21 protein-coding genes and 1 tRNA gene are annotated in these 25,015 nt (G+C 73.1%); 9 read left to right on the top strand and 13 right to left on the bottom strand.

Going from position 1 to position 25,015, the window contains the following annotated elements:
• Nucleotides 1-46 precede the first annotated feature (46 nt).
• Both cysC and HT134_RS25660 read left to right on the top strand, forming a co-directional pair.
• A complete protein-coding gene (gene cysC / locus HT134_RS25665) occupies nucleotides 47-1,267 on the top strand; it encodes an adenylyl-sulfate kinase (RefSeq protein WP_175602993.1) in 1,221 nt (406 codons plus the stop codon).
• Nucleotides 1,264-2,145: a sulfite exporter TauE/SafE family protein gene (locus HT134_RS25660; protein ID WP_246365300.1), complete on the top strand. Its 882-nt coding sequence runs from the start codon at nucleotides 1,264-1,266 to the stop codon at nucleotides 2,143-2,145. Before cysC ends, HT134_RS25660 begins: the two co-directional genes overlap by 4 nt.
• Here HT134_RS25660 and HT134_RS25655 read toward each other — a convergent pair.
• Nucleotides 2,090-3,013 (bottom strand): glycoside hydrolase family 26 protein, encoded by a 924-nt coding sequence (locus tag HT134_RS25655; protein ID WP_312888422.1) that lies wholly within the window; start codon nucleotides 3,011-3,013, stop codon nucleotides 2,090-2,092. The genes HT134_RS25660 and HT134_RS25655 overlap by 56 nt on opposite strands.
• Before the next feature lie 660 nt (nucleotides 3,014-3,673).
• Here HT134_RS25655 and HT134_RS25650 point away from each other — a divergent pair.
• From HT134_RS25650 to HT134_RS25625, 6 genes are read left to right on the top strand one after another with little or no spacing between them, the layout of a single operon-like run.
• Nucleotides 3,674-6,283, top strand: a complete 2,610-nt coding sequence (locus tag HT134_RS25650; protein ID WP_175602991.1) for a Wzz/FepE/Etk N-terminal domain-containing protein — start codon at nucleotides 3,674-3,676, stop codon at nucleotides 6,281-6,283.
• Nucleotides 6,280-7,548, top strand: a complete 1,269-nt coding sequence (locus HT134_RS25645) for a hypothetical protein (RefSeq protein WP_175602990.1) — start codon at nucleotides 6,280-6,282, stop codon at nucleotides 7,546-7,548. Before HT134_RS25650 ends, HT134_RS25645 begins: the two co-directional genes overlap by 4 nt.
• A complete protein-coding gene (locus HT134_RS25640; RefSeq protein ID WP_175602989.1) occupies nucleotides 7,545-8,468 on the top strand; it encodes a hypothetical protein in 924 nt (307 codons plus the stop codon). The genes HT134_RS25645 and HT134_RS25640 overlap by 4 nt, the downstream gene beginning before the upstream one ends.
• Entirely contained in the window at nucleotides 8,465-9,319 is an 855-nt protein-coding gene (locus HT134_RS25635) for a sulfotransferase family protein (protein WP_312888421.1), read from the top strand. The genes HT134_RS25640 and HT134_RS25635 overlap by 4 nt, the downstream gene beginning before the upstream one ends.
• Complete coding sequence (locus HT134_RS25630; protein ID WP_175602988.1) at nucleotides 9,307-10,611, top strand: lipopolysaccharide biosynthesis protein; 1,305 nt, start codon at nucleotides 9,307-9,309, stop codon at nucleotides 10,609-10,611. Before HT134_RS25635 ends, HT134_RS25630 begins: the two co-directional genes overlap by 13 nt.
• Nucleotides 10,608-11,510 (top strand): sulfotransferase, encoded by a 903-nt coding sequence (locus HT134_RS25625; protein WP_175602987.1) that lies wholly within the window; start codon nucleotides 10,608-10,610, stop codon nucleotides 11,508-11,510. The genes HT134_RS25630 and HT134_RS25625 overlap by 4 nt, the downstream gene beginning before the upstream one ends.
• A 1-nt stretch (nucleotide 11,511) precedes the next feature.
• Here the strand turns inward: HT134_RS25625 and HT134_RS25620 are convergent, their stop codons facing one another.
• The 12 genes from HT134_RS25620 to HT134_RS25565 all read right to left on the bottom strand — a co-directional run bounded on the left by HT134_RS25620 (nucleotide 11,512) and on the right by HT134_RS25565 (nucleotide 23,765).
• A complete protein-coding gene (locus tag HT134_RS25620; RefSeq protein ID WP_312888420.1) occupies nucleotides 11,512-12,477 on the bottom strand; it encodes a WecB/TagA/CpsF family glycosyltransferase in 966 nt (321 codons plus the stop codon).
• A gap of 525 nt (nucleotides 12,478-13,002) precedes the next feature.
• Nucleotides 13,003-13,932, bottom strand: a complete 930-nt coding sequence (locus HT134_RS25615) for a glycosyltransferase family 2 protein (protein ID WP_175602986.1) — start codon at nucleotides 13,930-13,932, stop codon at nucleotides 13,003-13,005.
• A gap of 90 nt (nucleotides 13,933-14,022) precedes the next feature.
• Nucleotides 14,023-14,940 (bottom strand): sulfotransferase family protein, encoded by a 918-nt coding sequence (locus HT134_RS25610; RefSeq protein WP_175602985.1) that lies wholly within the window; start codon nucleotides 14,938-14,940, stop codon nucleotides 14,023-14,025.
• A 289-nt stretch (nucleotides 14,941-15,229) separates the two neighbouring features.
• Complete coding sequence (cysN, locus tag HT134_RS25605; protein WP_175602984.1) at nucleotides 15,230-16,492, bottom strand: sulfate adenylyltransferase subunit CysN; 1,263 nt, start codon at nucleotides 16,490-16,492, stop codon at nucleotides 15,230-15,232.
• A 4-nt stretch (nucleotides 16,493-16,496) separates the two neighbouring features.
• Nucleotides 16,497-17,411: a sulfate adenylyltransferase subunit CysD gene (gene cysD, locus HT134_RS25600; protein ID WP_175602983.1), complete on the bottom strand. Its 915-nt coding sequence runs from the start codon at nucleotides 17,409-17,411 to the stop codon at nucleotides 16,497-16,499.
• Between the two features lie 18 nt (nucleotides 17,412-17,429).
• A complete protein-coding gene (locus HT134_RS25595; RefSeq protein WP_175602982.1) occupies nucleotides 17,430-18,191 on the bottom strand; it encodes a 3'(2'),5'-bisphosphate nucleotidase CysQ in 762 nt (253 codons plus the stop codon).
• Nucleotides 18,191-19,651: a sugar transferase gene (locus tag HT134_RS25590; RefSeq protein ID WP_312888418.1), complete on the bottom strand. Its 1,461-nt coding sequence runs from the start codon at nucleotides 19,649-19,651 to the stop codon at nucleotides 18,191-18,193. Before HT134_RS25590 ends, HT134_RS25595 begins: the two co-directional genes overlap by 1 nt.
• A 92-nt stretch (nucleotides 19,652-19,743) precedes the next feature.
• Nucleotides 19,744-20,328, bottom strand: a complete 585-nt coding sequence (pth, locus tag HT134_RS25585) for an aminoacyl-tRNA hydrolase (protein WP_175602981.1) — start codon at nucleotides 20,326-20,328, stop codon at nucleotides 19,744-19,746.
• Between the two features lie 78 nt (nucleotides 20,329-20,406).
• Entirely contained in the window at nucleotides 20,407-21,030 is a 624-nt protein-coding gene (locus tag HT134_RS25580) for a 50S ribosomal protein L25/general stress protein Ctc (protein ID WP_175602980.1), read from the bottom strand.
• A gap of 99 nt (nucleotides 21,031-21,129) precedes the next feature.
• The gene (locus tag HT134_RS25575) at nucleotides 21,130-22,107 is read right to left on the bottom strand and encodes a ribose-phosphate diphosphokinase (RefSeq protein ID WP_175592834.1); all 978 of its coding nucleotides are present in this window, start codon (nucleotides 22,105-22,107) and stop codon (nucleotides 21,130-21,132) included.
• Nucleotides 22,104-23,570, bottom strand: coding sequence for a bifunctional UDP-N-acetylglucosamine diphosphorylase/glucosamine-1-phosphate N-acetyltransferase GlmU (glmU, locus tag HT134_RS25570; RefSeq protein WP_175602979.1), 1,467 nt, complete (start codon nucleotides 23,568-23,570; stop codon nucleotides 22,104-22,106). Before glmU ends, HT134_RS25575 begins: the two co-directional genes overlap by 4 nt.
• 123 nt (nucleotides 23,571-23,693) lie before the next feature.
• Nucleotides 23,694-23,765: transfer RNA gene (locus HT134_RS25565), tRNA-Gln, on the bottom strand.
• Nucleotides 23,766-24,058: 293 nt separating this feature from the next.
• Here HT134_RS25565 and HT134_RS25560 point away from each other — a divergent pair.
• Nucleotides 24,059-24,997, top strand: coding sequence for an acyl-CoA desaturase (locus tag HT134_RS25560; protein WP_175602978.1), 939 nt, complete (start codon nucleotides 24,059-24,061; stop codon nucleotides 24,995-24,997).
• Nucleotides 24,998-25,015 lie beyond the last annotated feature (18 nt).

The raw sequence follows: 25,015 nt of genomic DNA, 5'->3' as shown, positions 1-25,015 counted from the left end.
GACTCCTTTCCTACCAATTCAATCGGAATAGTTGGGATGGCGAGACGTGGAGTGGACCCCCGAGGCGCGGGAGCTGGCCGACCTTGAGCTGCTGCTGTCCGGGGCGTTCGAGCCGCTGACGGGTTTCCTCGGCCACGACGACCTGCACGCGGTCCACGAGCGCGGCACGCTCGCCGACGGCACGCCGTGGCCGGTGCCCGTGACGCTGCACCTGCCCGAGGAGGCCGCTCCCGGCGACGAGGTCACGCTGCTCGACCCCGAGGGCGTCCCGCTCGCCGCGCTCACCGTGACCGAGCGCGGCCACGACGGCCTGGCCGCCGGTCCCGTCCGCGGTCTCGGCGCGGCCGAGCACGGGCCGTTCGCCCGGCTGCGGCGCACGCCCGCCGAGGTCCGCGCCCTGCTCGGCGACCGCCCCGCCCTGGTCGTCACGATGCGCGGCCCGCTGGACGAGCCCGCCCTCACCGAGGTGACGGCCACCGCCAAGGAGCTCGACGCGGTCGTCGTGCTCCTGCCCCTGTCGTACGGCGAGCCCGGCCCCGCCGTGGTCCGCGCCGCGCTGAAGGCCAAGGACCGGCTTCCCGAGGACACCCTGGTCGTGCCCGTGCCGCTCGCGCCGCGCGAGGAGCCCGAGCTCGACCTGGAGCTGCGCGAGCACGTCGCCACGGCCTACGGCGCGGCCGAGCACCTGGCCGGTCCCGAGCCGGTCAGCATCCCCGGGCCGCCGCACCGGCGCGGGCTCGTGGTGTTCTTCACCGGCCTGTCCGGCTCCGGCAAGTCCACGATCGCGCGCGGCCTGCGTGACGCGCTGCTGGAGCTGGGCAGCCGCACCGTCACCCATCTCGACGGCGACGTGGTGCGCGCCCTGCTGTCGAAGGGGCTGACGTTCTCCAAGGCCGACCGCGACCTCAACATCCGGCGCATCGGCTTCGTCGCCGCCGAGGCGGCCCGCCACGGCGGCCTGGCCATCTGCGCGCCCATCGCGCCCTACGCGGCCACCCGCGCGGAGGTGCGGGAGATGGCCGAGTCGGTGGGCGCCGACTTCCTCCTGGTCCACGTCGCCACCCCGCTGGAGGAGTGCGAGCGGCGTGACCGCAAGGGCCTGTACGCCAAGGCCCGCGCGGGGCTCATCCCCGAGTTCACCGGCGTCTCCGACCCCTACGAGGAGCCGGACGACGCCGACCTGGTCATCGACACCACGCACATCTCGATCGAGGCGGCCGTCTCCCAGGTGCTGGGGGCGCTGCGGAGCGGAGGATGGGTCCGTTGATCGACCTTCCCCTGATCGCCGGTTCGTTTCTCGTCGCCGTCGTCGTCGGCCTGACCGGCATGGGCGGCGGCGCCCTCATGACCCCGATGATGATGCTGTTCTTCAACGTGCCGCCGCTCGCGGCGGTCTCCAGCGACCTGGTGGCCTCGGCGGTGATGAAGCCCGTCGGCAGCGTCGTCCACCTGCGGCGCGGCACGGTCAACCTGCGGCTGGTCGGCTGGCTGTGCGCGGGGTCGGTGCCGGCGGCGTTCTGCGGGGTGTTCGTGGCGCGGGCGTTCGCGGTGGGCGACGGCGTGAAGTACGCCCTCGGCGTCGCGCTGCTGCTGGCGGTGGCGGGCCTGGCCGCGAAGGCCCTGCTGGGCGGGCGGGGCGGCACGGCGGAGGCGAGCGAGATCGTCGTACGCCCGATCCCGACCCTACTGGTCGGTACGGTAGGTGGCTTGATCGTCGGCGTGTCGTCCGTCGGGTCCGGCTCGCTCATCATCGTCGCGCTCATCGCGCTCTACCCCATGCTCAAGGCCAACCAGCTCGTCGGCACCGACCTCGTGCAGGCCGTGCCGCTGGTCACCTCGGCCGCCCTCGGCCACCTGCTCTTCGGCGACTTCCAGCTGCACCTCACGGTGTCGCTGCTCATCGGCTCGATCCCCGGCGTCTACCTCGGCGCCCGGATCTCCTCCCGGGCGCCCGGCGGTCTCATCAGGGCCGTGCTCGCGGTCGTGCTGCTCGCCTCCGCGCTCAAGCTGCTGAACGTCGGCAACACGCCCACCCTCTGGGCGCTGGCCGGGGCCGTCGCCGTCATCGCGGCCGGCCGGGTGTGGCAGGTCAGGGCAGCGGCACGGGCGTCGAGCGGAAGTGCGGATCTCGTGCGAGCGCGGTGAAGGCCCGGCCGGCCGCGGGTTCGGCGTCGAAGCGGGTGTCGCCGCGCGGCGCCCGTGGCGAGTCGAAGTACACCAGCGCCTTGATCTGCGGGTAGCGGCCCACCTGGGCGCGTACGGACTCGAAGAAGGCCCGCTGGAACGCCCGGTCCTCGCCCCGCAGGAACGCCCCCCACTCGGCCACCATGACCGGCTTGCCGGGGAAGCGGAGCTGCGTCCAGCGGTAGAAGCCCGGCCAGCGGGGGTAGTCGGGGCGGGTCTTGTTGACCAGGCCGTCGAAGTCGCGCACCCGGTCGTCGGCGTACGGGTCCATGGCGACCCAGTCGACCACGTCGTCCCCCGGGTAGAGCTTCTCGAACCACGGCTTCGACGCCCAGTTCGGGGCTCCCATGTACGTCATGACCGTGACCGCGTTGCGCACCCCCTTCTCGCGCAGCCGCAGCACCACGTGCCGGTACATCGCCGCGTAGTCGGCCGCCTCCATGCCCGAGCCGGGACCCGGCCGCACGTCGTCCTCGGGCTCGTGGTGGATCGTCAGGAAGAACCGGTCGGGGAACACGCGCCGGACGTGCTCCGCCAGGCGGTCGATCCGGCCGTCGACGGCGCCGTCGGCGATCTCGGCCCACGTACGGTCCACCGACGGCTTCCAGTTGACCAGCAGCAGCCGGGGATGGGCCGGGTCGCGGGCCACGTCGATCTCCCGGCGGGTCGGGAACAGCTCCTTGCCCCGGTGGTAGACGTGGACCACGTCGGCCCGCGCGCCCATGCGGGTCTCCGCGCGGTGCAGCGCCTTGTCGACGGGGGCGCCGGTGAAGATCTCAGGCGCCACGCCCCACCAGGCGCCGCAGGACGGGATGAGCTTGTCGGTCACGGCACAGGCGGGGGCCGTCGTGCCGCCTGGCCCGGACGGGGCCCCTGCCCCCCTCCCGGCCTCCTCTCCCCCGGCCCCGTCTTCCCCGGCCCCGTCTCGCCCGGGCGCGCCCGCTCCGGGCGTACGCGCGTCCGCGCCTTCTCCGGACGTACGCGTGGCCGCACCTGCCCGCGGGCCCATCGCCCCGCCGACGCCCCCGCAGCCCGTCGCGGCGACGAGGGCCGCCGCGACCACGAGCGCCACGGCCGCGGCCGCGCGGGCGGGACCCGCTCCCGCCTTCGGCTTCGTTCTTCGCATCCCACGCCGCATTTCATGTCGCATTTCATGTCACATTCTGGATGAATGACGTGAATTGTCAGATGGCGGCCCGACCGCCAGCCCCTCTCACCGGAAGACCTCCGGCACGTCAAAACTGAACCATGCCACGGGATTCTCGCGAACGTCAGCCGGTGTCGGTGTTCCCGCTGGTGGCCCCAGGTGCAAGCCCGCCGTTTCGCACCGAAATTTCGGTTTATGGGAGGGCAAACCACTGGCCTTAGCGCAGAAAATCTCGCGTATGCGGCTTGGGCGATATCCGTCCCGCCTATAGTGGACACACCTTCCGTCCGTGACGCACCGTCGCCGCTCGGCGACGCAACGCACACACCCCCAGGGAGCCTCATGAGCCTGCCGCCGGATCTCCCGGCCCGCCGGTCCGGCGCCGACCTGGGTGACCACCTGTCCCTGCTGAGCCGGCGCCGGCTCATCTTCGCCGGGTTCGTGCTGGCCGGCGGCGCGGCCGGGCTGGGCCTCATGCGGCTGACGCCGCCCGCCTACACCGCCACCACGCAGGTGCTCGTCGCCGCCGTGGGCGGCCAGGAGCAGGGCAACCAGGTGACCAACCGGCAGCGCGAGCCGCTCAACCTCGACACCGAGGCGCAGGTAGCCGCCTCGGCCGTCGTCGCCGCCCGGGCCGCCCGGCTGCTGAAGACCTCCGCGCTGGAGCCCGTCGAGGTGACCGTGCCGCCCAACTCCGCCGTGCTGTCGCTGTCCGTCACCGCCGCCACCCCCGACTCGGCGGCGGCCCAGTCGCGCGCCTACGCCGAGGCGTACCTGGCCAACCGCTCCGCCACCGCGCAGGCCGCGCTGGCGCTCCAGCAGAAGGCCCTGCTCGCCAAGCTCAAGCAGGTCAACGCCACGCTCGCCACCGTCACCCGGGAGCTGGAGACGCTCCGCAAGGGCACCGCCGAGCACATCCTGGCGACCCACCGGCAGAGCGTGCTCAACCGGCAGGTCTACAGCCTGACGCTCAAGTACGACGCGCTGAAGACCACGACCGTGACGCCCGGCTCGGTGATCAGCGACGCCGTGCCGCCCACCGATCCGGCGTCGCCCAGCCTGCCGCTGTTCCTGGGCACGGGCCTCATGCTGGGGCTCCTGCTGGGCGCGGGGGCCGCCATGCTCCGCGACCGCCTCGACACGCGGCTGCGCACCCCTGCCGACGTCGAGCGCCTGACGGGCCTCCCGGTCCTCGCCACCCTGCCCCGCGGCGACCGCGGCCCTGGTTCGGGCTCTGGCTCTGGCTCTGGCTCTGGCTCTGGCTCGGGGGACCCGGGTGTCGGCCGGGCAGCGCGCTCTGGAGGCGCGGGGTTCGCGATCACGGGCGGGGACGGCCCGGGATCACCGGCCACGGGCAGCCCGATCGCGGGCTCGCCGGCCGTCGACCTGTCGATCGCGGGCTCCTCGATCACCGGCTCTCCGGTCGCGGGCTTCTCGATCAGGAGTCGCTTCTCGGGCGCGGGTGACTTCTCGACCGCGGATGCGGAGGGCATGGGGTCTCCGACCGCGGGCGGCTTCTCCCTCGTGGATGCGGAGGGCACGGGAGCTCAGGCCGCGAGTGGCTTCTCCCTCGCGGGTGCGGAGGGCGCGGGGTCTCCGGTCGCGGATGGGTGGCGGTGCGCTGGGACGCCTCATGACGCGGATGGGGACGGCGCGTGGCATGCGGGCACGTCCCATGTCGCGAACGCCGGGGGCGGACCGCTCACGGACGTTGCTTATGGCGCGAGCGGCGCGAGCGGCTTGGGCGGTGTGGGCGGACGGCTCTTGGGCTCGGGCCCGGCTGCCGGGTCGGGTGGAGAGGGCGGACGGCTCTCGGGTCCGGGCCCGGCCGCGGCCACGAGCGGTGTGGGCGGACGGCTCGCTGGTCCGAGTCCGGGCGCGGCGACGAGCGGTGTGGGCGGGCGGCGCGCGGGCGCGGCTCGGGGAGGCGACAGGCAGGGCGGACGGCGCGCGAGTGCCTGGCGTGCGGGCGCCAAGGGCGCGCGCGGCGATCGGGCGGGAGGCGGGCAGGCCGGTGCGGCGCTCGCCGACGCGCTGCACGAGCTGGCCGGCGCGGCGATCGCGGCGTGTCCGGGCAAGCGGCTGCTGGTCCGCGCCGTGCCCGCCGACCTCGCCACGAGCACGGTGACGTCCTCACTGTCGGCGGGCACGCTGCTGTCGGTCCTGGACGGGTCCGACACGACCGACCTGGCCCGCGCGGACGCCGCGCTGCTGATGGTGGAGCTGGGCCGGGCGACGTCCACGGACGTGCTGGCCGCCGCACGCCACCTGAGCAGGCACGGGGTGCCCGTCATCGGCGTGGTGACCACGTACGGGGAGCCCGCGTCGCCATCCCTCACGCCGGGGCCCTCGCAGGCGGGGCTCGGAAAGCTGGTGGCCGGCTCCAGGCGTGACCCCGGGGCGTTCACCGACGGCGGCCCCCCGACCGACCCGAACGCGACCTTCCTGCGGCATCCCATGACGACCCCCTCCGACCCGACCGGATCCCGGGGCCGCGGAACGACCGCCCCCGTCCCGGCAGGCTTCGGCCACCCCGGCACGACGGGGCCGGGGACGCGAGCCGAGCAGACGGCGGAGACGACGAACGGGCGGACCTCGGACACGCGGAACAGGCGGACGTCCGAGGCACGGGACGGGCAGGCGTACCGGACGCGAAACAGGCAGACGTCCGAGACACGAGACGCCCGTGAGTTCGAGACACGAAACGGGCAGACGTCCGGGACGCGAGACGGGCGTGGGTTCGAGACACGAAACGGGCAGACGTCCGAGATACGAGACGGGCAGACGTCCGAGGCACCAGGCGGGCAGGCGTCCGGGACGAGGCCCAGGCATGCGGCGGAGCCGGAGGCCGGGCGCGGCGCGAGCCGCGGGCGGGAACGCGACACCGCAAGGGACCCCGGCCCCCTGCGGCCCGGAGCCCGGTGGCCCCGCCCTCCCGGCACCCCCTCGTGAGAGGACCCGCGTGGCCCGTCGGCGCGCTGCTCCTCGGCTATCCCGTGTGGTGGGCGCTCGGGTTCGGCGGGCTGGCGGTGGTCGTGCTGGCCGTGCCGATGGCGGTCATCCTGTGGCGGCGCAGGCCGATCCGGGTGCCACGCGGGTTCGGGCTGTGGCTGCTGCTGCTCGCCGGCTACGGCCTGAGCGCGCTCATGCTGTCGGAGTCGCCCCCCGGCACCTACGGCGAGCTGGGCGCGGGCCGGATCGTCGGCTACGCGATGCGGCTGGCCCTCTACGTCTCCCTGCTGATCCTCGTGCTCTACCTGGGCAACCTGACCGATCGCGAACTGCCGCAGCTCACGCTGGTGCGGATGCTCGGCGTGCTGTTCGTGGTGACCGTGGCGGGCGGGCTGCTGGGCGTGCTCGCCCCCGGTTTCTCGTTCACCTCGCCGGTGGAGCTGCTGCTGCCCGACTGGATCGGCGGCAACGCGTTCGTCCAGAACCTCGTCCACCCGACCGCCGCCCAGACCCAGAAGGTCCTCGGCTACGCCTCGCCCCGCCCGGAGGCGCCGTTCGAGTGGGCCAACGCCTGGGGCAGCAACGTGTCGGTGCTGCTGGTCTGGTTCGTGATCGGGTGGTGGGTGTACGGCGGGCGGGCGCGCAGGGCGGCGGCCGTGGCGCTGGCGGCGCTGGCGGCGGTCCCCATCGTGTACTCGCTCAATCGCGGCCTGTGGATCGGGCTCGGCCTGAGCGCCCTGTACGTGGTCCTGCGGGTGGGTGGCCGGGCCCGCCCGGCGTTGTGCGGGGTGGCGGTGGCCGGGGCCCTGGTGTTCGCGCTGAGCCCGCTGGCGGCGTTGGTCGGGCAGCGGCTGGACAATCCCCACTCCAACGACATCCGGGCCTTCACGGTGACGGCGACGATCAAGGCCGCCGCCCACTCCCCCGTGATCGGCTACGGCAACACCCGCAACGCCCTGGGCAACCACCGCACGATCACCACCGGCAAGACCGCCTGGTGCTCCGGCTGCGGCCACCCGCCGCTGGGCAGCGACGGCCAGCTCTGGCTGCTCGTCATCACGCAGGGCTTCACCGGGGCGGCCCTGTACGTCGCGTTCTTCGTCGGCGCGATCCGCCGCCACTGGTCCGACCGCAGCCCCGTCGGGCTGGCCGGCGTGCTGGTGATGGCCCTCGTGCTGCTCTACATGCTCGTCTACGACGGCCTGGTCACCCCCCTCATCCTCTATCTCATCTCCTTCGCCCTGCTGTGGAGGAACAGCTCGTGAACGACGCCAAGATCCGCCTGGGCTACCTCGACGACACGGTCCGGCTGCTCTACCCCGGCCCGGGCTCGCCCCGGGCCCACAGCCTGCTGCCGCATCCGCTGCTGCCGCGCCGGCTGGCGCCGCGCCGCTGGTGGCACGTCGGCCGCCGGCTCGTGGTGCCGGTCGAGGGGTCCATCTCGGCCCATCTGGGGGAGCTGTTCGGCGTCCCCGTCGAGACCGTCCTGCATGTGCGGCCCGCCCGGCGGGCCAACCGCAAACCGGTCCTGGAGGCGCGCTCCGGCGGGGAACTGCTCGCGTACGTGAAGATCGGCGACACCGAGCGGACCGCCGCGCTGGTCGCCAACGAGGCCGCGGCGCTGCGCAAGCTCGCCACCCTGACGCTCACGACCGTGATCGCGCCGGCCGTGCTGCACCACGGCCGCTGGCGCAGCCTGGAGCTCCTCGCCGTCTCGCCCCTGCCCGTGCGCCGGAGCCGGACGCTGCGTCCCGGCCGGTCCCGGGTGCCCGCCGAGCTGCTGACGGCCGCCGTGCGGGAGATCGCCGGCACCGGAGAGCCCGGCAAGGCGGCCTGGCACGGTGACCTGTCGCCGTGGAACATCGCGCCGTCCTCCGACGGGCGGCTCCTGGTCTGGGACTGGGAGCGGTACGAGGTGGGCGTGCCCTACGGGTTCGACGCGGTCCACCACTTCTTCCAGCGGGCGCTGCGCCGGATGGACCCGGCGACCGCCGCGCGGGCGTGCCTGGCGCAGGCCGTACGGCTGCTGGCGCCGCTCGGCGTGTCGGGCGCGCAGGCGCGGCGGACGGCGCTGCTGTACCTCATCAAGCTGGCCGACCGGCACGCCGCCGACGGCCACAGTCCGCTGGGCCCGCCGGACGTGTGGCTCAGCCCCCTCGTCGACCACCAGGAGCTGCTGCCGTGAGAACCGGGAAGCAGGCGGTGCTGGCCATGTCGCGCACCGCCGGCAGGCTGACGTCCGGGGCGCGGCTGCTGCCGTCGTTCCTGATCATGGGCGCTCAGCGGTGCGGCACCACGTCGCTCTACCGGGCGCTGGCCCAGCACCCGGCGCTGTTCAAGCCGGTGCTGCACAAGGGCGTCCACTACTTCGACGTCGGCTACGAGCGCGGGCTGTCGTGGTACCGGGCGCACTTCCCGCTGCGGGCCGCCGCGTCGCTGCCGGCGAGCCGGTACGGCGCCCGGCCGCAGGCGTTCGAGTCGTCGCCGTACTACCTGTTCCATCCGCTGGCCGGTGAGCGCATCGCCGCCGACCTGCCCGGCGTGAAGCTGCTGGTCCTGGTGCGCGACCCGGTCGAGCGGGCCTGCTCGGCGCACGCGCACGAGCTGGCGCGGGGGTTCGAGACGGAGTCGCACTTCGAGTACGCGGTGGAGCTGGAGGCCGCGCGGCTGGCCGGGGCCGAGGAGAGCCTGCGGGCGCGCCCGTACTCCCTGCACCACTCCCACCGCCACCACGCCTACCTGGCCCGGGGCCGCTACGCCGAGCAGCTCGACCGGCTGGAGCCGCTGTTCGGTCGCGAGCGCATCCTGGTGCTCGACAGCCACGCGTTCTTCGCCGAGCCGGAGGGCGTCTACGACCGGGTCCTGGAGTTCCTGGGGGTGCCGCACCTGGGCCATCCGGTCTTCGAACGGCACAACGGCCGGCCGCGGCCCAAGACGCTGCCCGAGTCGGTGCGGCGGCGGCTGAGCGACCACTTCGAGGTGTCCGACGCGCAGCTCGTGCGCTGGCTCGGAGGTGAGCCGTCGTGGCGTCGCTGACCCAGGCCGTGCTCCGGCGCCCGCTCCTCGGCGCGGCGTCGCCCCTGGGGCAGGTGGCGCGGGCGGGCGCCGCCGGGCTGGCCGGGGCGGCCGCCGGAGCACTCGCCCAGTTCCTCCTCGTGGTGGTCGTCACCAGGGCGTTCACCGCCGAACAGGCCGGGGCGTTCTTCACCACGACCGCGCTGGCGCTCATGGCCGCCGGGGTGGCCAAGCTGGACGCGGGCAACGGGCTGGTGTTCTTCATCGCCCGGGGCGCCACCTACGATTACCGCGGCATATCCGGATATATCCGGGCGGCGTTGGTGCCGTGCGCGGTGGTCTCCGTGGCCGCCGCCGCGCTGCTGTTCCCCCGGCTGGGGCTGCTGTCCCTGGCGCTGCCGGTCATCGTCGCCGGTGACGTGCTGCTGGCCGCCACCCGCGGGTTCGGCGCGATGCGGCCCACCGTGCTGCTCGACGGGCTGCTGCTGCCGGTGGCCCAGCTCGCGCTGGTGACCGCCGCCGCCCTCGCCGCGGCCCCCGCGTGGCTGCCGTTCGCCTGGGCGGCGCCGTACCTGCCGGTGCTCGTCCTCGCGGCCTACGGCGTGCGGGGACGCGCGCCGCGCACGCCCTACCTGCCCGGCACGGCCCACGACCTGTGGCGGCACACGGCGCCGCGGTCGGTGGCCGGGGCGGTCCAGGCGGTGTTCCAGCGGCTCGACATCGTGGTCGTCGCCCTGCTCGGCGGGCCCGCCCAGGCGGCCGTCTACACGGCGGCCACCCGGTTCAAGGTCGTCGGCCAGCTCGCCGGGCAGGGCATGGCGCAGGCCGTACAGGCTCGGCTCGTACGGGCGCTGGCCGACGGCGAGCACGCGCGCGCCCGGGAGCTGTACCAGGTGACGACGGCGTGGCTGGTGCTGGTGACGTGGCCGGTCTGGCTCGGGTACGCCGCGCTCGCGCCGTGGGCGCTCGGCCTGTTCGGGCCCGGCTACCCTGCGGCGGTCCCCGTGGCGCTGGTGCTGGCGGCCACGATGATGGTGGCGACGGCCTGCGGCCTGGTGGACGTGGTCCTGACCGCCGCCGGGCACACCACGGCCAGCCTGGCCAACCTCGTCGCCGCCACGGCCGTGACGATCGCGCTCGACGTGGCGCTGATCCCCGGCCATGGGGCGCTGGGAGCCGCGCTCGGGTGGTCGGGCGGCACGCTGGTGAAGAACCTGCTCCCGCTGTGGCGGCTGCACCGCCGCTACGGGCTGCGCCCGTTCGGCCGCCACACGCTGACCGCCTTCCGCGTCCGCTCCTGGTCCGCCGCATGACGGCCGGTCCGCCCGTTCTCGTCACGGGTCTGCCCAGGAGCGGTACGAGCTGGACCGGCAAGATGCTCACGGCCGGCCGCGAGGCCGTCTACGTCAACGAGCCGCTCAACCCCCAGCGCCCGCCCGGCCGCTCCCCCGGCGTCCTGCGGGCGACCGTCACGCACCGTTTCCAGTACATCTGCGACGACAACACCCAGGCCTGGCTGCCCGCCTTCCGCGACACGGTCGCCCTGCGCTACCGGTTCGGCGCCGAGCTGCGCGCCAACCGCTCGCCGCACGACCTGGCGCGGATGCTCAAGTACGGCACGTCGTTCACGCTGGGCCGCCTGACGGGACGGCGGGCGCTGCTCGACGACCCGTTCGCGGTGCTGTCGGCCGGCTGGTTCGCCCGCCGGCTCGGCTGCACAGTCATAGCGCTCGAACGCGACCCGGTCTCCTTCGTGGCGAGCTGGCAGCGGCTCGGCTGGACCGTCTCCTTCGACGAGCTCCTCGACCAGCCGCTGCTGGTCCGCGACCATCCGGAGGTGCTGGAGCTGCACCCGCTCGCCGACTCCACCGACCGGGTCGCCAAGGCGGCGGCGCTGTGGCGGGTGACGCACCGGATCCTGGCCCGCACGCCGGGGATCCTGGTCGTGCGGTACGAGTGGCTGGCGGCCGACCCGCTGGCCGGGTTCCGGCACCTGTACGGGCACGCGGGGCTGACCTGGTCGCGGGCCGTGGAGCGCGGGGTGCTGCGGGCGTGCACGGGCGGCGGGGGCGAGGGGCGTGGGGGGTTCGCCTGGTCGGGGCTGTCGCGGACGGCGTACCGGCGGATGGACTCCCGTCAGGCTCTGACCAGGGCCGCCCGCGGGCTCACGCCCGAGGACGTCACCCGCGTCCGCGCCCTCACCACCCCCTGACCTACGGCGAGGGCAGGGTGGGGTGGCGGGTCAGCAGGCTGGTGGCGAGGAGGCGGACGGCGAAGGGCAGGTCGTCCACGAGGTAGCGGCGCGCCAGCCGTCCCGGCTCCGTCGCCAGGCGGAACGCCCACTCCAGCCCGGCCCGCCGCATCCAATGGGGCGCCCGGGGCACCGTACCGGCGGCGAACGCGAGAGCCGCACCGCAGCCCACGAACCACGCGTCCGGAAGCCGCTCGCGCAGCACGGCCACGAGCCGGTCCTGGCGCGGGAACCCGAGCCCCACGAACACGATCCTGGGCCGGGCCGCCACCACCCGGCGCAGCACCCGCGCCATCCCCGCGGCGGTGCGGTCGAAGGCGTACGGCGGGGACTCGACCCCGCAGACCCTCAGCCCGGGAAGGCGGCGGACGAGCGCCCGGGCCGCCGACACGGCCACCCCCGGCGGCCCTCCGAGCAGGTACACCGGCCATCCGCGCTCGGCCGCCCGGCCGCTCAGCGACCAGATCAGGTCGGCCCCGGTGACGCGCTCGGGCAGCGGCACGCCCAGCAACCGCGACGCCCACACCAGCGGCATCCCGTCGGCCACGACCAGGTCGGCGGTGTTGACCAGGTCCCTGAGGGCGGGGTCGGCGGCGGCGGAGCGGCAGATGTCGACGTTGGGGGTGACGATGCGCCCGCCGCGACCGGCCGCCAGCGCGGCCACCACGCGCGCCACCACCTGCGCCTCGCTCAACGCGTCGACGGTCACCCCTCCGACGAGGACGCGGCGGGGCGCCTGAAGCACCTGACCGACCCCTCCCACCAGCGCCGACTCCTCCACCGCGCGGCCAACTCTCCTCAGGGGGAACACCTCCTCCACCCGGTCACCTTCTCTCGGGGCGGACACCTCCTCCGCCCGGTCACCCTCTCCGAGGGCGGACACCTCCTCCACCCGGTCACCCTCTCCCAGGGCGGACACCTCCTCCACCCGGTCACTCTCTCCCAGGGCGGACGCCTCCTCCGCCTGGTCACTTTCTCCAAGGGCGGACGCCTCCTCCGCCTGGTCACTTTCTCCAAGGGCGGGCACCTCCTCGGCGCTGCGACCGCCTCCGGCCCCCGAGTCCTCCCCCGCGCCGCCACTCTCTGCCAGCCGGAACGCCCCCTCCGCACCGCGACCGCCTGCCAACCCGCTCCCCACGCCGCCCCTCCCTCAGCCGGAACGCCTCCTCCGGCCGGCCAGCCTCTCCCCGGCCGAACACCTCCTCCGCACCGCCCGCCTGCCTCAGTCCTTCCTCCGCGTTGCCGCCCCCGGCGCGGGCGCCCGTCCCGCGTGGCTCGCGAGCCCTGCCGATCGAGGTCGGCCCGCCGCGGTGCGTGCCCCTACCGGCGAGAACGGCCCGCCGCGGGCCCTACCGGCGGGAAAGGGTCGGGCCGGACCGCCCGTGCCCCGCCCGCAAGGCAGGATCGGCCCCGACCGCCCGCACCTCACCCCGCGAGACAGGATCGGGCCGGGTCAAATGCCGTGTCCCCGGTCGTGGAGCAGCGACAGCACCCTCGCCGCCGGGATGAGCCCGGCCGCCACCGCGAGCGCGATGGGTGCGCGCGGCTCCGAGCGCCGGGTGGCGAACGCGCGCAGCGCCCAGCGTCCCGCCTCGCGCCGATGGCCCAGCGCGGCGTGGTGGAAGGCGAGCTGGCCGTAGACGCGGGCGGCGCCGCGCGGGTCGGTGGCCAGGCCGGCGTGCCGGGCCAGCATCCACTCCAGCCCGGCGATGCGCTCGCCCCACCGCGCCGCGTAGTGGGAGGAGCCCCAGCGGACGCGTACGAGGGGGCGGTCGACGTTCGCGAGCGGGTGGCGGCGGGCGGCGCGCAGCGCGAGGTCCCAGTCCTCGTTCTGGCCGCAGGGGGCGCTCTCGTCCACCCACAGCGTTCCCCGCCGGAACAGGAACGTCGACGAGTGCACCATCACCATGCGTGAGCGCAGCAGGTCGGCCTCGGTCACGGTGGTGGCGCCGGCCAGTCGCGGCACCCGCCGCCCGCCGTGTTCGACCTCGATCCCGCAGCTCGCGAACTCGGCGCCCGTCTCGGCCAGCGCGGCGATCTGGGCGGCGAGCTTACCGGGCAGCCACTGGTCGTCGTCGTCGCAGAACGCGATCAGGTCGGTGTGGGAGGCGGCGATCCCGGTGTTGCGTGCCCCTGGGAGGCCGGGGGTGAGGCAGTTGGGCAGCACGCGGACGTCGCGGCCCGCCCGCGTCGGGACCGCGGCGAGCCGGTCGGTCACCGTCTCGTAGGGCGTGCCGTCGGCCACCACGACCACGGAGATCCGGCCCGGGTGTTCCTGCGCCAGCGCGGCGCGTACGGCGGTGGCGAGGTGGGCGGGCCGGTCTCCTCGTGTGGGGATCACCACGCCGACCGACGGCGCCGCCCCTGGGGCCGGGCGGATCATGCCGTCGCCCCTCGACGGCCGTACCGGAACCGCAGCCGCCGGCTCATGCCGTCACTCCGTCGCGGCCGTACCGGAACGGCAGCCGCCGGGTCATGCCGTCACCCCGTGGTAGCCGTACCGGGAGCGCAGCGGCCAGGTGAGGGCGGCGACCAGGCCGCGATGGGCGCCGGAGCGCCACGACTCGTCGAGCGCCAGCCCGACCGGTCCCACCGCGAACCGCATGGGGTTGCCCGACACCGTGTGGGCCGTGGTGATGTGCGCCGTCGAGCCGGTCACGAACGGGAACTCGGCGCGCAGCCCGAGCCGGTGCGCGAGATCGGTCAGCGTGGCCTCCGGTGCGGCGATGAGGTCCTCGTAGCGCAGCCGGGTGACCTGGACGTCCGCTGCGCCGCGTCGGTCACGGCGGGCGAGGAGGTCGAGGGCGGCGTTCTGGGCGCTCCAGTGGAGCGCGGTGCGGGCGGGACCCCAGCGGGTCATCGGCCGCCCGTCCTCGGGCCGGCGCACGGCCTTGCGCCAGGAGTGGGCGACGGCCCGCGGGTCGCGCACCACGTGGACGACGTGGATGCTCGCCCCGCCCTCGGCCAGGCAGTGGGCCAGGGAGGCGTGCTTGCTGGAGTCGATGACGACGGACGCTCCCGCGACCCGCGCGGCGGCGTCGTGGACGCGGCGGTAGGCGCGGACGTACTCGTCGAGGTCGGGGTGGCGGATGCGCAGGACGCGGCGGGTGCGGTCGACGCGGCGGCGCAGGGCGAGGACCCGCTCGGCCAGCGGCTGGGTCCATCCGCCGAACGCGTGCTCGCCGACGGCCGACCAGAACGGGCACGCGCCGAACGGCCTTCCGCAGCCGCACGGCTCACCGGCCAGGACGCCGCGGGCCCACAGGTGTACGACCTCACCGAGGGGCGCCACGCCGGGCAGCTCCCCCAGCAGCCTCTCCAGCAGCGTGGTGCCGCTACGGCCGAGGCCGCCCAGGAAGACCACCCGGGTGGCTGTCGAAGGGTGAGTCACGGGGGAATGGGCTTTCCTGTGCTAGTCGTTACACGGAACGTGATGAGACTAGCGCGGAGAGTAATGGGCGCGTCGGTGAAACCCCAAAAGATCTAACCGAAAAGCCGACCGGCCCCGCCCCGGAGAGGATGAAGGCCGGCGATGACGCGGGCCGGCGTCCTGAGGAGGACGTCCTGAGGAGGGAGGCGGGTGACAACCCGGCCCCGCCCCGGGGTCCCGAAGGCGGAGGCCGGTGACGACGCGGCCCCCGTCCCGGAGGGGACGAGGGCCGGGGCGGAGAGGGCGGAGGTCAGCGGGCTTCGAGGATCATGCCCGCGGCGACCGTGCCGTTGGTGGCCTCGTCCACCAGGATGAAGCCGCCCGTGAGCCGGTTGCGCGCGTAGTCGTCGACGAACAGCGGCTGCGTGACCCGCAGCGACACGCGCCCGATCTCGTTGAGGCCGAGCGAGGTGGCCTCCTCGTCGCGGTGCAGCGTGTTGACGTCGAGCCGGTAGTGCAGGTCGCGCACGAGCGCCCGCGCCGTACGGGTGGTGTGCTTGATGGTGAGCTTGGTCCGGGGCGCCAGCTTGGCGCCGTCGGCCATCCAGCAGACCATGGCGTCGAGGTCCTGGGCCACGTGCGGCCGGTTGTTGGGCCGGGCGATCATGTCGCCGCGGGAGATGTCGAGGTCGTCCTCGAAGCGGAGGGTGACCGACATCGGGGGGAATGCCTCCTCGACGGGGCCGTCGAAGGTGTCGATGGAGGCGATCCGGGTGTTCAGGCCCGAGGGCAGGTGGACGACCTCGTCGCCCGGCTTGAGCACGCCGCCCGCGACCTGCCCGGCGTAGCCGCGGTAGTCATGGAAGGCGTGGTCGTTGGCCTTCTGCGGGCGGATCACGTACTGGACGGGGAAGCGCACGTCGACGAGGTTGCGGTCGGAGGCGATGTGCACGTTCTCCAGATGGTGCAGCAGCGAGGAGCCGTTGTACCAGGGCATGTTCTCCGACCGGGAGACGACGTTGTCGCCGTTGAGCGCGGAGATCGGGATGAACGTCAGGTCGCCCACGTTGAGCTTGGAGGCGAACGCCGTGAACTCCTCGCGGATCTCCTCGAAGCGTTCCTGGGAGTAGTCGACCAGGTCCATCTTGTTGACGGCGAGCACCAGGTGCGGCACCCGCAGCAGCGAGGTGAGGAACGCGTGGCGGCGCGACTGCTCCAGCACGCCCTTGCGGGCGTCGATGAGGATGATCGCCAGGTCGGCGGTGGAGGCGCCGGTGACCATGTTCCGGGTGTACTGGATGTGCCCGGGGGTGTCGGCGATGATGAACTTGCGGCGTGGCGTGGCGAAGTACCGGTAGGCCACGTCGATCGTGATGCCCTGCTCCCGCTCGGCCCGCAGGCCGTCGGTGAGCAGCGACAGGTCGGTGTACTCGGTGCCGCGGTCGCGCGAGGTGCGCTCGACCGCCTCCAGCTGGTCCTCGAAGATGGCCTTGGAGTCGAAGAGCAGGCGCCCGATCAGGGTGGACTTGCCGTCGTCGACGCTTCCCGCCGTGGCGAAACGCAGAATGTCCATCGGTCTAGAAGTAGCCTTCCCGCTTGCGGTCCTCCATGGCGGCCTCCGAGGCGCGGTCGTCGGCCCTGGTGGCCCCGCGCTCGGTGATCCGGGTGGCCGCGATCTCCTCGATGATCTCCTCGACCGTGACGGCCGTGGACTGCACCGCTCCGGTGCAGGTCATGTCGCCGACGGTGCGGTAGCGCACCACGGCCTCGAACAGCGGCTCGTCGTCGCCGCGCTGGACGACCTCGGAGTCGGGCAGCAGCATGCCGTCGCGCTCGAACACCTTGCGGGTGTGGGCGAAGTAGATCGACGGGATCTCGATGCCCTCGCGCCGGATGTAGTCCCAGACGTCGAGCTCGGTCCAGTTGGACAGCGGGAAGACGCGGATGTGCTCGCCCTTGCGGATGCGGGAGTTGTAGAGGTTCCACAGCTCCGGACGCTGGTTCTTCGGGTCCCACTGGCCGAAGTCGTCGCGGAAGGAGAACACCCGCTCCTTGGCCCGCGCCTTCTCCTCGTCGCGCCGGGCGCCGCCGAAGACCGCGTCGAACTCGTGCTCCTCGATGGCGTCGAGCAGCGTGGTGGTCTGCAGGCGGTTGCGCGAGGCGCGCCGGCCGGTGTCCTCGACCACGCGGCCCTGGTCGATCGAGTCCTGGACGCTGGCCACGATGAGCCGCGCGCCGAGCTCCTGGGAGCGGCGGTCGCGGAACTCGATGACCTCGTCGAAGTTGTGACCGGTGTCGACGTGCATGAGGGGGAAGGGGATCGCCGCGGGCCAGAACGCCTTCTCGGCGATGCGCAGCATGACGATGGAGTCCTTGCCGCCGGAGAAAAGCAGACAGGGACGCTCGAACTCCGCCGCGACTTCGCGCATGATGTGAATGGCTTCGGCCTCGAGCACGTCGAGCTGCGACGTCGTGTAGTCGCGCTGGAGCATGGGAGCTTCCTCCGGCGGTTAGCGGTGCAGGTCCCGGATCCCGGCGAGCAGGGTAGACGCCAAGTCCGGTAGGGAAACAAGGATATCCGGTAGCGAGGGATCCGGTCTGTTGTAGGTGAGCGGCGTGCCGTCGATGCGACTGGTGTGGGCTCCCGCGGCCTGTGCGACGGCCACCGGCGCGGCGGAGTCCCACTCGTACTGGCCGCCGGCGTGGACGTATGCCTCGACCTCGCCGGTGAGCACCGCGGAGATCTTCGCTCCGGCCGAGCCGATGGGCACGAGGTCGGCGCCGACGAGGTAGGCGAGCTTCTGGACGAACTCCGGCGGGCGGGTGCGGCTGACCGCGATGCGGAACCTGCCGCGGTGGGCCGGCAGCTTGGGCGGCTCGCCGGTGCTGAGCGTGCGGCCCTGGGCGGGCAGCGCCACGGCTCCGGCGGTGAGCCGGTCGCCCTCCCACAGCGCGACGTGGACGGCCCAGTCGGACCTGCCCTCCTCGGCGAACTCCCGGGTGCCGTCGAGCGGATCGACGATCCACACGCGGGGAGCGCTCAGCCGGCGCGGGTCGAGGCGGTCCTCGCGGCTCGACTCCTCCGACAGCACGCAGTCGCTCGGGCGCAGGCGCGACAGCGACTCCATGAGGAACACGTGGGAGGCCCGGTCGCCGAGGGCGCGCAGCCCGGCCGGGTCGGCGAAACCCTCGCGGGCGCGGAGCGCGAGCAGCCGCTCGCCCGCCTCCGTGGCGAGGTCGGCAGCGAGGGCGTGGTCGTCGCGAATCGTCATCAGTAAGCTCCTTGCCCGCGGGCGACGGCCGACCAAGTCTTCCACAGGATCTGCAGGTCGAGCATGAGGGACCAGTTCTCCACGTAACGCAGGTCGAGGCGGACGGATTCCTCCCACGACAGGTCCGATCTGCCGCTCACCTGCCACAGGCCGGTCAGACCGGGGCGTACGAGCAGGCGGCGGCGCACGTCGTCGCCGTACCGGTCGACCTCTTCGGGGAGGGGCGGACGGGGGCCCACGAGCGACATGTGCCCGAGGACCACGTTGACGAGCTGCGGCAGCTCGTCGAGGGAGTGGCGGCGCATGAGGGAGCCGAGCGGGGTGACCCGCGGATCGTTGCGGATCTTGAACAGCACCCCGTCGGCGTCGCTGACGAGAGTGATCTTCTGGTGCTCGGCGCCGCGCCGCATCGTGCGGAACTTCAGGATCGTGAACGGCCTGCCGTCCCGGCCGACGCGGGTCTGCCGGAACAGGGCCGGGCCCGGGCTGGTCGCGCGCACCGCCACGGCCAGCGTGAGCAGCAGCGGGGCCAGCAGGACCAGCAGGGCGGCGGCCACGACCCGGTCGAAGGCGTTCTTGACGAGCTGGCGGGCGCCGGTGAGCTCGGGGTGCTCGACGTGCAGCAGCGGGAGCCCGGCGGCGGGCCTGATCGTGGTGCGCGGCCCGGCCACCTCCATCAGCGCGGGCGCGACCACCAGCTCGGTGTGGGTGCGCTCCAGGCGCCAGGCGAGCCGGCGCAGCGCCACGCCGTCCATCTCGGGGCAGGCCAGCACGGCCACGGTGTCGGCGCGCGCCTGGTCGACGACGATCGGCACGTCGCTGAAGTCGCCGCCGACGGGCACACCGGCCACCTGACCGCCGGCGGCCTCGGCAGGCAGGCAGGCGGCGACGATCTCCATGCCGTGGTACCGCTCGCGCCGGAAGAGCTGCACCAGCTCGGCCACCGAGGCGGCGTGACCCACGGCGACGACCCTGCGCATGCAGGCGCCGCGGGCCCGGCGGCGGTGCAGCGAGCGGCGCAACGCGTACCTGAGCAGCAGCGTGATGAGCGTCACCAGCGGCAACGCCAGGACGACGTAGCCGCGCGCGACGTCGGTCTTGGTGAGGTAGGAGCCGATGGCGGTGGCGGCGGTCAGCGCGACGCCGCACTGCACGACGCGGCGGAACTCGTCGGAGCCGATGCCGATCATGCGCGGCTGGTAGGCGCGGTTGAGCGCGACCGCGATGATCCACACCACCGGCAGCAGGGCGCTGACCAGCAGGTACGGCGCGGCGTAGGGCGTCAGCTCGCCGAAGCGCAGGAAGAACGCCCCGGCGGAGCCGGCGGCGGCGCCGAGCAGGTCGGCCGCGAAGGCGCGCACCCGGTAGGCCCGCACCCATCCGGGCAGCCGTGGCCGCACGGTCCACGAGGAGCCGGGACCGAAACCGACGACGGTCAGCAGGCCCTCGCCGTCGCTCACCGCAACGCCCCCTGTGATCAGTTCGTAACCGACAGTCACCAGATAGTAGCGTCAGCCACCTCGGCGTGGTCGCGAACGGACCTATGCGGGGATCAGCGTGGAGGGCCGGAAATCTTGAGATCTGCCCGGTGGAACTCGTTCTGGGTTACTTCGAGCCCGTGCTCCATGAGCGACTCGACCACGTCGGCGGCGCGGTCCACGAGGAAGGGCAGGTCCTTGCGCTCGGCGGTGGCGAAGTCGCGCAGCACGAAGGCGGCCGGGTCCATGCGGCCCGGCGGGCGCCCGATGCCGAAGCGGACGCGCAGGTAGTCGCGGGTGCCCAGCGACTTGGTGATCGACTTGAGGCCGTTGTGGCCGTTGTCGCCGCCGCCGAGCTTGGCGCGCAGCGCGCCGTAGGGCACGTCCAGCTCGTCGTGGACGACGATCAGGCGGTCGGGGCCGATCTTGTAGAAGTCGGACAGGGCCTTGAGCGGGCCGCCCGACAGGTTCATGTACGTGAGCGGCTTGGCGAGGATCGCGGCGCGGGTCTCCAGCACCTCGGCCCTGCTCTTGTGCGCCTTGAACCGGCCGCCGGCCCGCGCGGCCAGCTCGTCGAGCACCATGAAGCCGGCGTTGTGCCGGTGGCCGGCGTATTCGGCGCCGGGGTTGCCCAGCCCGGCGATGAGCCAGCGGTCCATGAAGTCTCCTCAGGCTGGAGCGGCCAAGACGCGGGGACGGGGCGGCCGGACGTCGCCGGCCGCCCCGTCGTCCGGTGACTACTCGGCGGCGGCCTCGGCGCTCTCGCCCTCGGTGGCGGCCTCGGCGGCCTCGCCCTCGGCGCCCTCCTCCTCGGCGGGGGCCTCGGTCGGCTTGGCGCTGACCTGGAGGATGACGGCCTCCGGGTCGGCGGTCAGCGTGGCGCCCTGCGGCAGCTTCAGCTCGCCGGCGGTGATGGCGACGCCCACCTCCAGGCCCTCGACGTCGACCTCGACGCCGGTGGGGATGTGGGTGGCCTCGGCCTCGACGGCGACGGAGGTCATCTGGAGGTCCAGGATGCCCTCGGAGTTGACGTCGCCGACCGTGGTGACCGGGATCTCGACGGTGACCTTCTCGCCCCGCTTGACCAGCAGCAGGTCGACGTGCTCGACGAAGCCCTTGATCGGGTCGCGCTGGACGCCCTTGGGCAGGGCCAGCTCGTCGACGCCGTCGCCCTGGAGGCGGATCAGCACGTTGGGCGTGCGCAGGGCGAGGAGGACCTCGTGACCCGGCAGCGTCAGGTGCTTGGGCTCGATGCCGTGCCCGTAGAGGACGGCCGGCACCTTGTCGGAGCGGCGGATCTTGCGGGCGGCGCCCTTGCCGAACGTGGTGCGCGACTCGGCGGCGATACGTACTTCGGACACGACATCTCCTAGGGATGCTCAGCGAACGGGATCTGTGGCGCTCTCCCTCACCCGCCCTAGCGGAAGGCGTTACGAGCGCGACCAACAAAGCTTACCGGCTCAGGTGTCGCCCTCGAACAGGCTCGTGACCGAGCCGTCGGTGAAGACCTCGGTGATGGCGCGGGCGATGAGCGGCGCGATGGACAGCACGGTGAGCTTGTCGAAGCGGGCCTCCTGCGACAGCGGCAGCGTGTTGGTCACGATGACCTCGCTGATGCGGGAGTTCTTCAGCCGGTCGACGGCCGGGTCGGAGAAGACCGCGTGGGTGGCGGCGACGATCACGTTGGTCGCGCCCTGCTCGTACAGGGCGTCGGCCGCCTTGCAGATCGTGCCGGCCGTGTCGATCATGTCGTCGATGAGCACGCAGGTACGGCCGCGCACCTTGCCGACGACCTCGTTGACCTTCACCTGGTTGGCCACGTCGAGGTCGCGCCGCTTGTGGATGAAGGCGAGCGGCGTGCCCAGCGTGTCGGCCCAGCGCTCCGACAGCCGGACGCGGCCGGTGTCGGGCGAGACGACCGTGGTGGTGGCCAGGTCGAGCTTGTTCTTCAGGTAGCTCTCCAGGACCGGCATGGCGAACAGGTGGTCCACCGGGCCGTCGAAGAAGCCCTGGATCTGCGAGGTGTGCAGGTCGATCGACATGAGCCGGTCGGCGCCCGCGGTCTTGAACAGGTCGGCCATGAGCCGGGCGGTGATGGGCTCGCGCCCGCGCCCCTTCTTGTCCTGGCGCGCGTAGCCGAAGAACGGCATGACCACGGTGATGCGCTTGGCGGAGGCCCGCTTGAGCGCGTCCACCATGATGAGCTGCTCCATGATCCACTGGTTGATCGGCGAGGTGTGGCTCTGGATCACGAAGGCGTCGCAGCCGCGGACGGATTCGAGGTAGCGGGCGTAGATCTCGCCGTTGGCGAAGTCGACCAGCTTGGTCGGGGTGAGCGAGACGCCGACGTGCTCGGCGACCTCCTCGGCCAGCTCGGGGTAGGCCCGGCCGGAGAAGAGCATGAGGTTCTTCTCGCCCGGCTGCTTGATGCTCGTCACGTCGTGCTCCCCTGCTGGTGCTGGTCCGCCGCCTCCTGCTCGGCCAGGGCGCGCTGAGCCGCCGCGGCCGACTTGGTGCCCGCGCGCCTGCGCAGCACCCATCCCTCGATGTTGCGCTGGCGGGCGCGGGCCACGCCGATCGCGCCCGCGGGCACGTCGCCGTCGATCACCGAGCCCGCCGCCGTGTAGGCGCCGTCGCCGACGGTCACCGGCGCGACGATCATGCTGTCGCAGCCGACGAACGCGCCGTCGCGCACGGTGCTGCGGTGCTTGTTGACGCCGTCGTAGTTGACGAACACGACCGCCGCGCCGATGTTGACGTCGTCGCCGATGGTGGCGTCGCCCGCGTACGACAGGTGGGGCACCTTGGAGCGCTCACCGACCTGCGTGTTCTTCATCTCGACGAACGTGCCCGCCTTGGAGCCGCGGCCGAGGACCGTGCCGGGGCGCAGGTAGGCGTACGGGCCGACGCTCGCGCCGGGACCCACCTCGGCGGAGTCGCAGACGGCGTTGCGCACGACGGCCCCCGCGCCGACCCGGGTGGAGGTCAGCGTGGTGGCGGGACCGACCTCGGCGCCGGACTCGATGACGGTGCGGCCGTGGAGCTGGGTGCCGGGGTGGACGACGGCGTCGGGGCCGATCTCCACGTCCACGTCGATCCAGGTGCTGGCCGGGTCGACGACGGTGACGCCGGCGCGCATGTGGCGCTCCAGGATCCGCCGGTTGAGCACCTGGCGGGCCTGGGCGAGCTGGACCCGGTCGTTGACGCCCTCGACCTCGGCGAAGTCGGCGGCGGTGTGGGCGCCCACCCGGTGGCCGTCCTCGCGCAGGATGGACAGCACGTCGGTGAGGTACTCCTCGCCCTGGGCGTTGTCGGTGGACACCCGCTTGACGGCGTCGGCCAGCAGGGCGCCGTCGAAGGCGTAGATGCCGGAGTTCATCTCCCTGATGGCGCGCTGCTCGTCGGTGGCGTCCTTCTCCTCGACGATGGCCAGGACGGCGCCGGCCGCGTCGCGGACGATGCGGCCGTAGCCGGTCGGGTCGGGCACCTCGGCGGTGAGGACGGTGACGGCGTTGCGGTCGGCGGCGTGGCGGGCCAGCAGCGCCGAGAGGGTCTCGGAGCGCAGCAGCGGCACGTCGCCGTAGGTGACGAGGACGGTGCCGTCGACGGCGCCGGCCTCGTCGAGCACGGTGCGGACGGCGTGGCCGGTGCCCCGTTGCTCACGCTGGACGACGACCTGCGCGTCGGGGCTGGTCTCGGCGAGGTGGGCGCCGACGCGCTCGCGGGCGTGGCCGATGACGACGATCAGCCGCTCGGGGCCGAGGTCGCGGGCGGCGGCGAGCATGTGGTCGAGCAGGGCTCGGCCGCACACCTCGTGCAGGACTTTGGGGGTCTGGCTCTTCATCCGGGTGCCCTCGCCTGCGGCGAGGACGATGACGGCTGCCGGGCGCGGCACACTCACGGACTGAGGCTCCCTGTGGCTGGACGGATCAGGGCCGGATGCGGGCCACCGCACCGCAACCCTCCCGACACCGCGAGGATACCTGTCCCGCCCCGCTTCTCCCCGCAGGGGCATGCCTCAAGGCTCCCGGAAGAGGACTCGAACCCCTACAAAGTGGACCAAAACCACTTGTCCTGCCGATTAGACGATCCGGGATTAATCAGACACGCGTGGCATCCGACACACCTACGATACCGAGCCCGCACCCCGTCGCGCGCCCGCATCGGCAACGCGGTGGGCGTCGCGCCGGATTGACGACATCCCGCCCGGGTAGGGCGAGCCAGTAGCAGATACACCTAAATCCCGCAAGATACGGAATCCACTCAGGTCCGGCGGCGAACCGTTGCTCAATCCCCATTCGAGGCTTAGGGCTTCCTTACTTACGATGGCGTAGGTTACGGTTGCGTAGCTCGGACATTCATCCTCATACACGACGAGAGAGGTAGCCCATGACCGTTGTCGCCGAACGCCCCACTCCGGGTCCGAAGCCCGAGGCCGACCCTGAACCGCGCACCAAGGCGGAGCTCGTCACCTTCGCACTGGTGGTCGGCCTTCCGCTGATCGCGTTCGTGGCCGCCGTGCCGCTCGCGTGGGGATGGGGGCTCGGCTGGACGGACGTCGTCATCATGTTCGTCTTCTACGTCGTCTCCGGCCTCGGCGTCACCGTCGGGCTGCACCGCTACTTCACGCACGGCTCCTTCAAGGCCAAGCGGCCCCTGAAGATCGCCCTCGGCATCGCCGGCAGCCTGTCGCTGGAGATGTCCGTGCTGGACTGGGTGGCCACCCACCGCAAGCACCACAAGTTCTCCGACAAGGAGGGCGACCCGCACTCGCCGTGGCGCTTCGGCCCCGGTTTCAAGTCGATGGCCAAGGGCCTGCTGTACGCCCACATGGGCTGGATGTTCGACGCCGAGCGCACCAACCGCGAGAAGTACGCCCCGGACCTGTGCAAGGACCCGGACGTGGTGAAGCTGCACAAGTGGTTCGGCGCGCTCGCCCTCACCTCGATCTTCCTGCCCGGCGTGCTCGGCGGCCTGCTCACCTGGTCCTGGCAGGGCGCGCTGACCGCGCTGTTCTGGGGCTCGCTGGTCCGCATCGGCCTGCTGCACCACGTGACCTGGTCGATCAACTCGATCTGCCACGTCTTCGGCGAGGAGGAGTTCCAGGTCCGCGACAAGTCGCGCAACGTCTGGTGGCTGGCCATCCCGTCCTTCGGCGAGTCCTGGCACAACCTGCACCACTCCGACCCCACCTGCGCCCGCCACGGCGCGCTGAAGGGCCAGATCGATCTGAGCGCCGAGGTCATCCGCGGCTTCGAGCGCCTGGGCTGGGTCTCCGACGTGCGCTGGCCGACGCCCGAGCGGCTGGCGGCGAAGAGGGTTGCCTGACAGCGACATCATGGTGAC

Origin of the sequence: Nonomuraea rhodomycinica, from assembly GCF_013363995.1 — a bacterium.
Classification (GTDB): Bacteria; Actinomycetota; Actinomycetes; order Streptosporangiales; family Streptosporangiaceae; genus Nonomuraea; species Nonomuraea rhodomycinica.
Note: the sequence above shows the minus strand (reverse complement) of the source record. Positions and strands in the feature narration are given on the sequence as shown.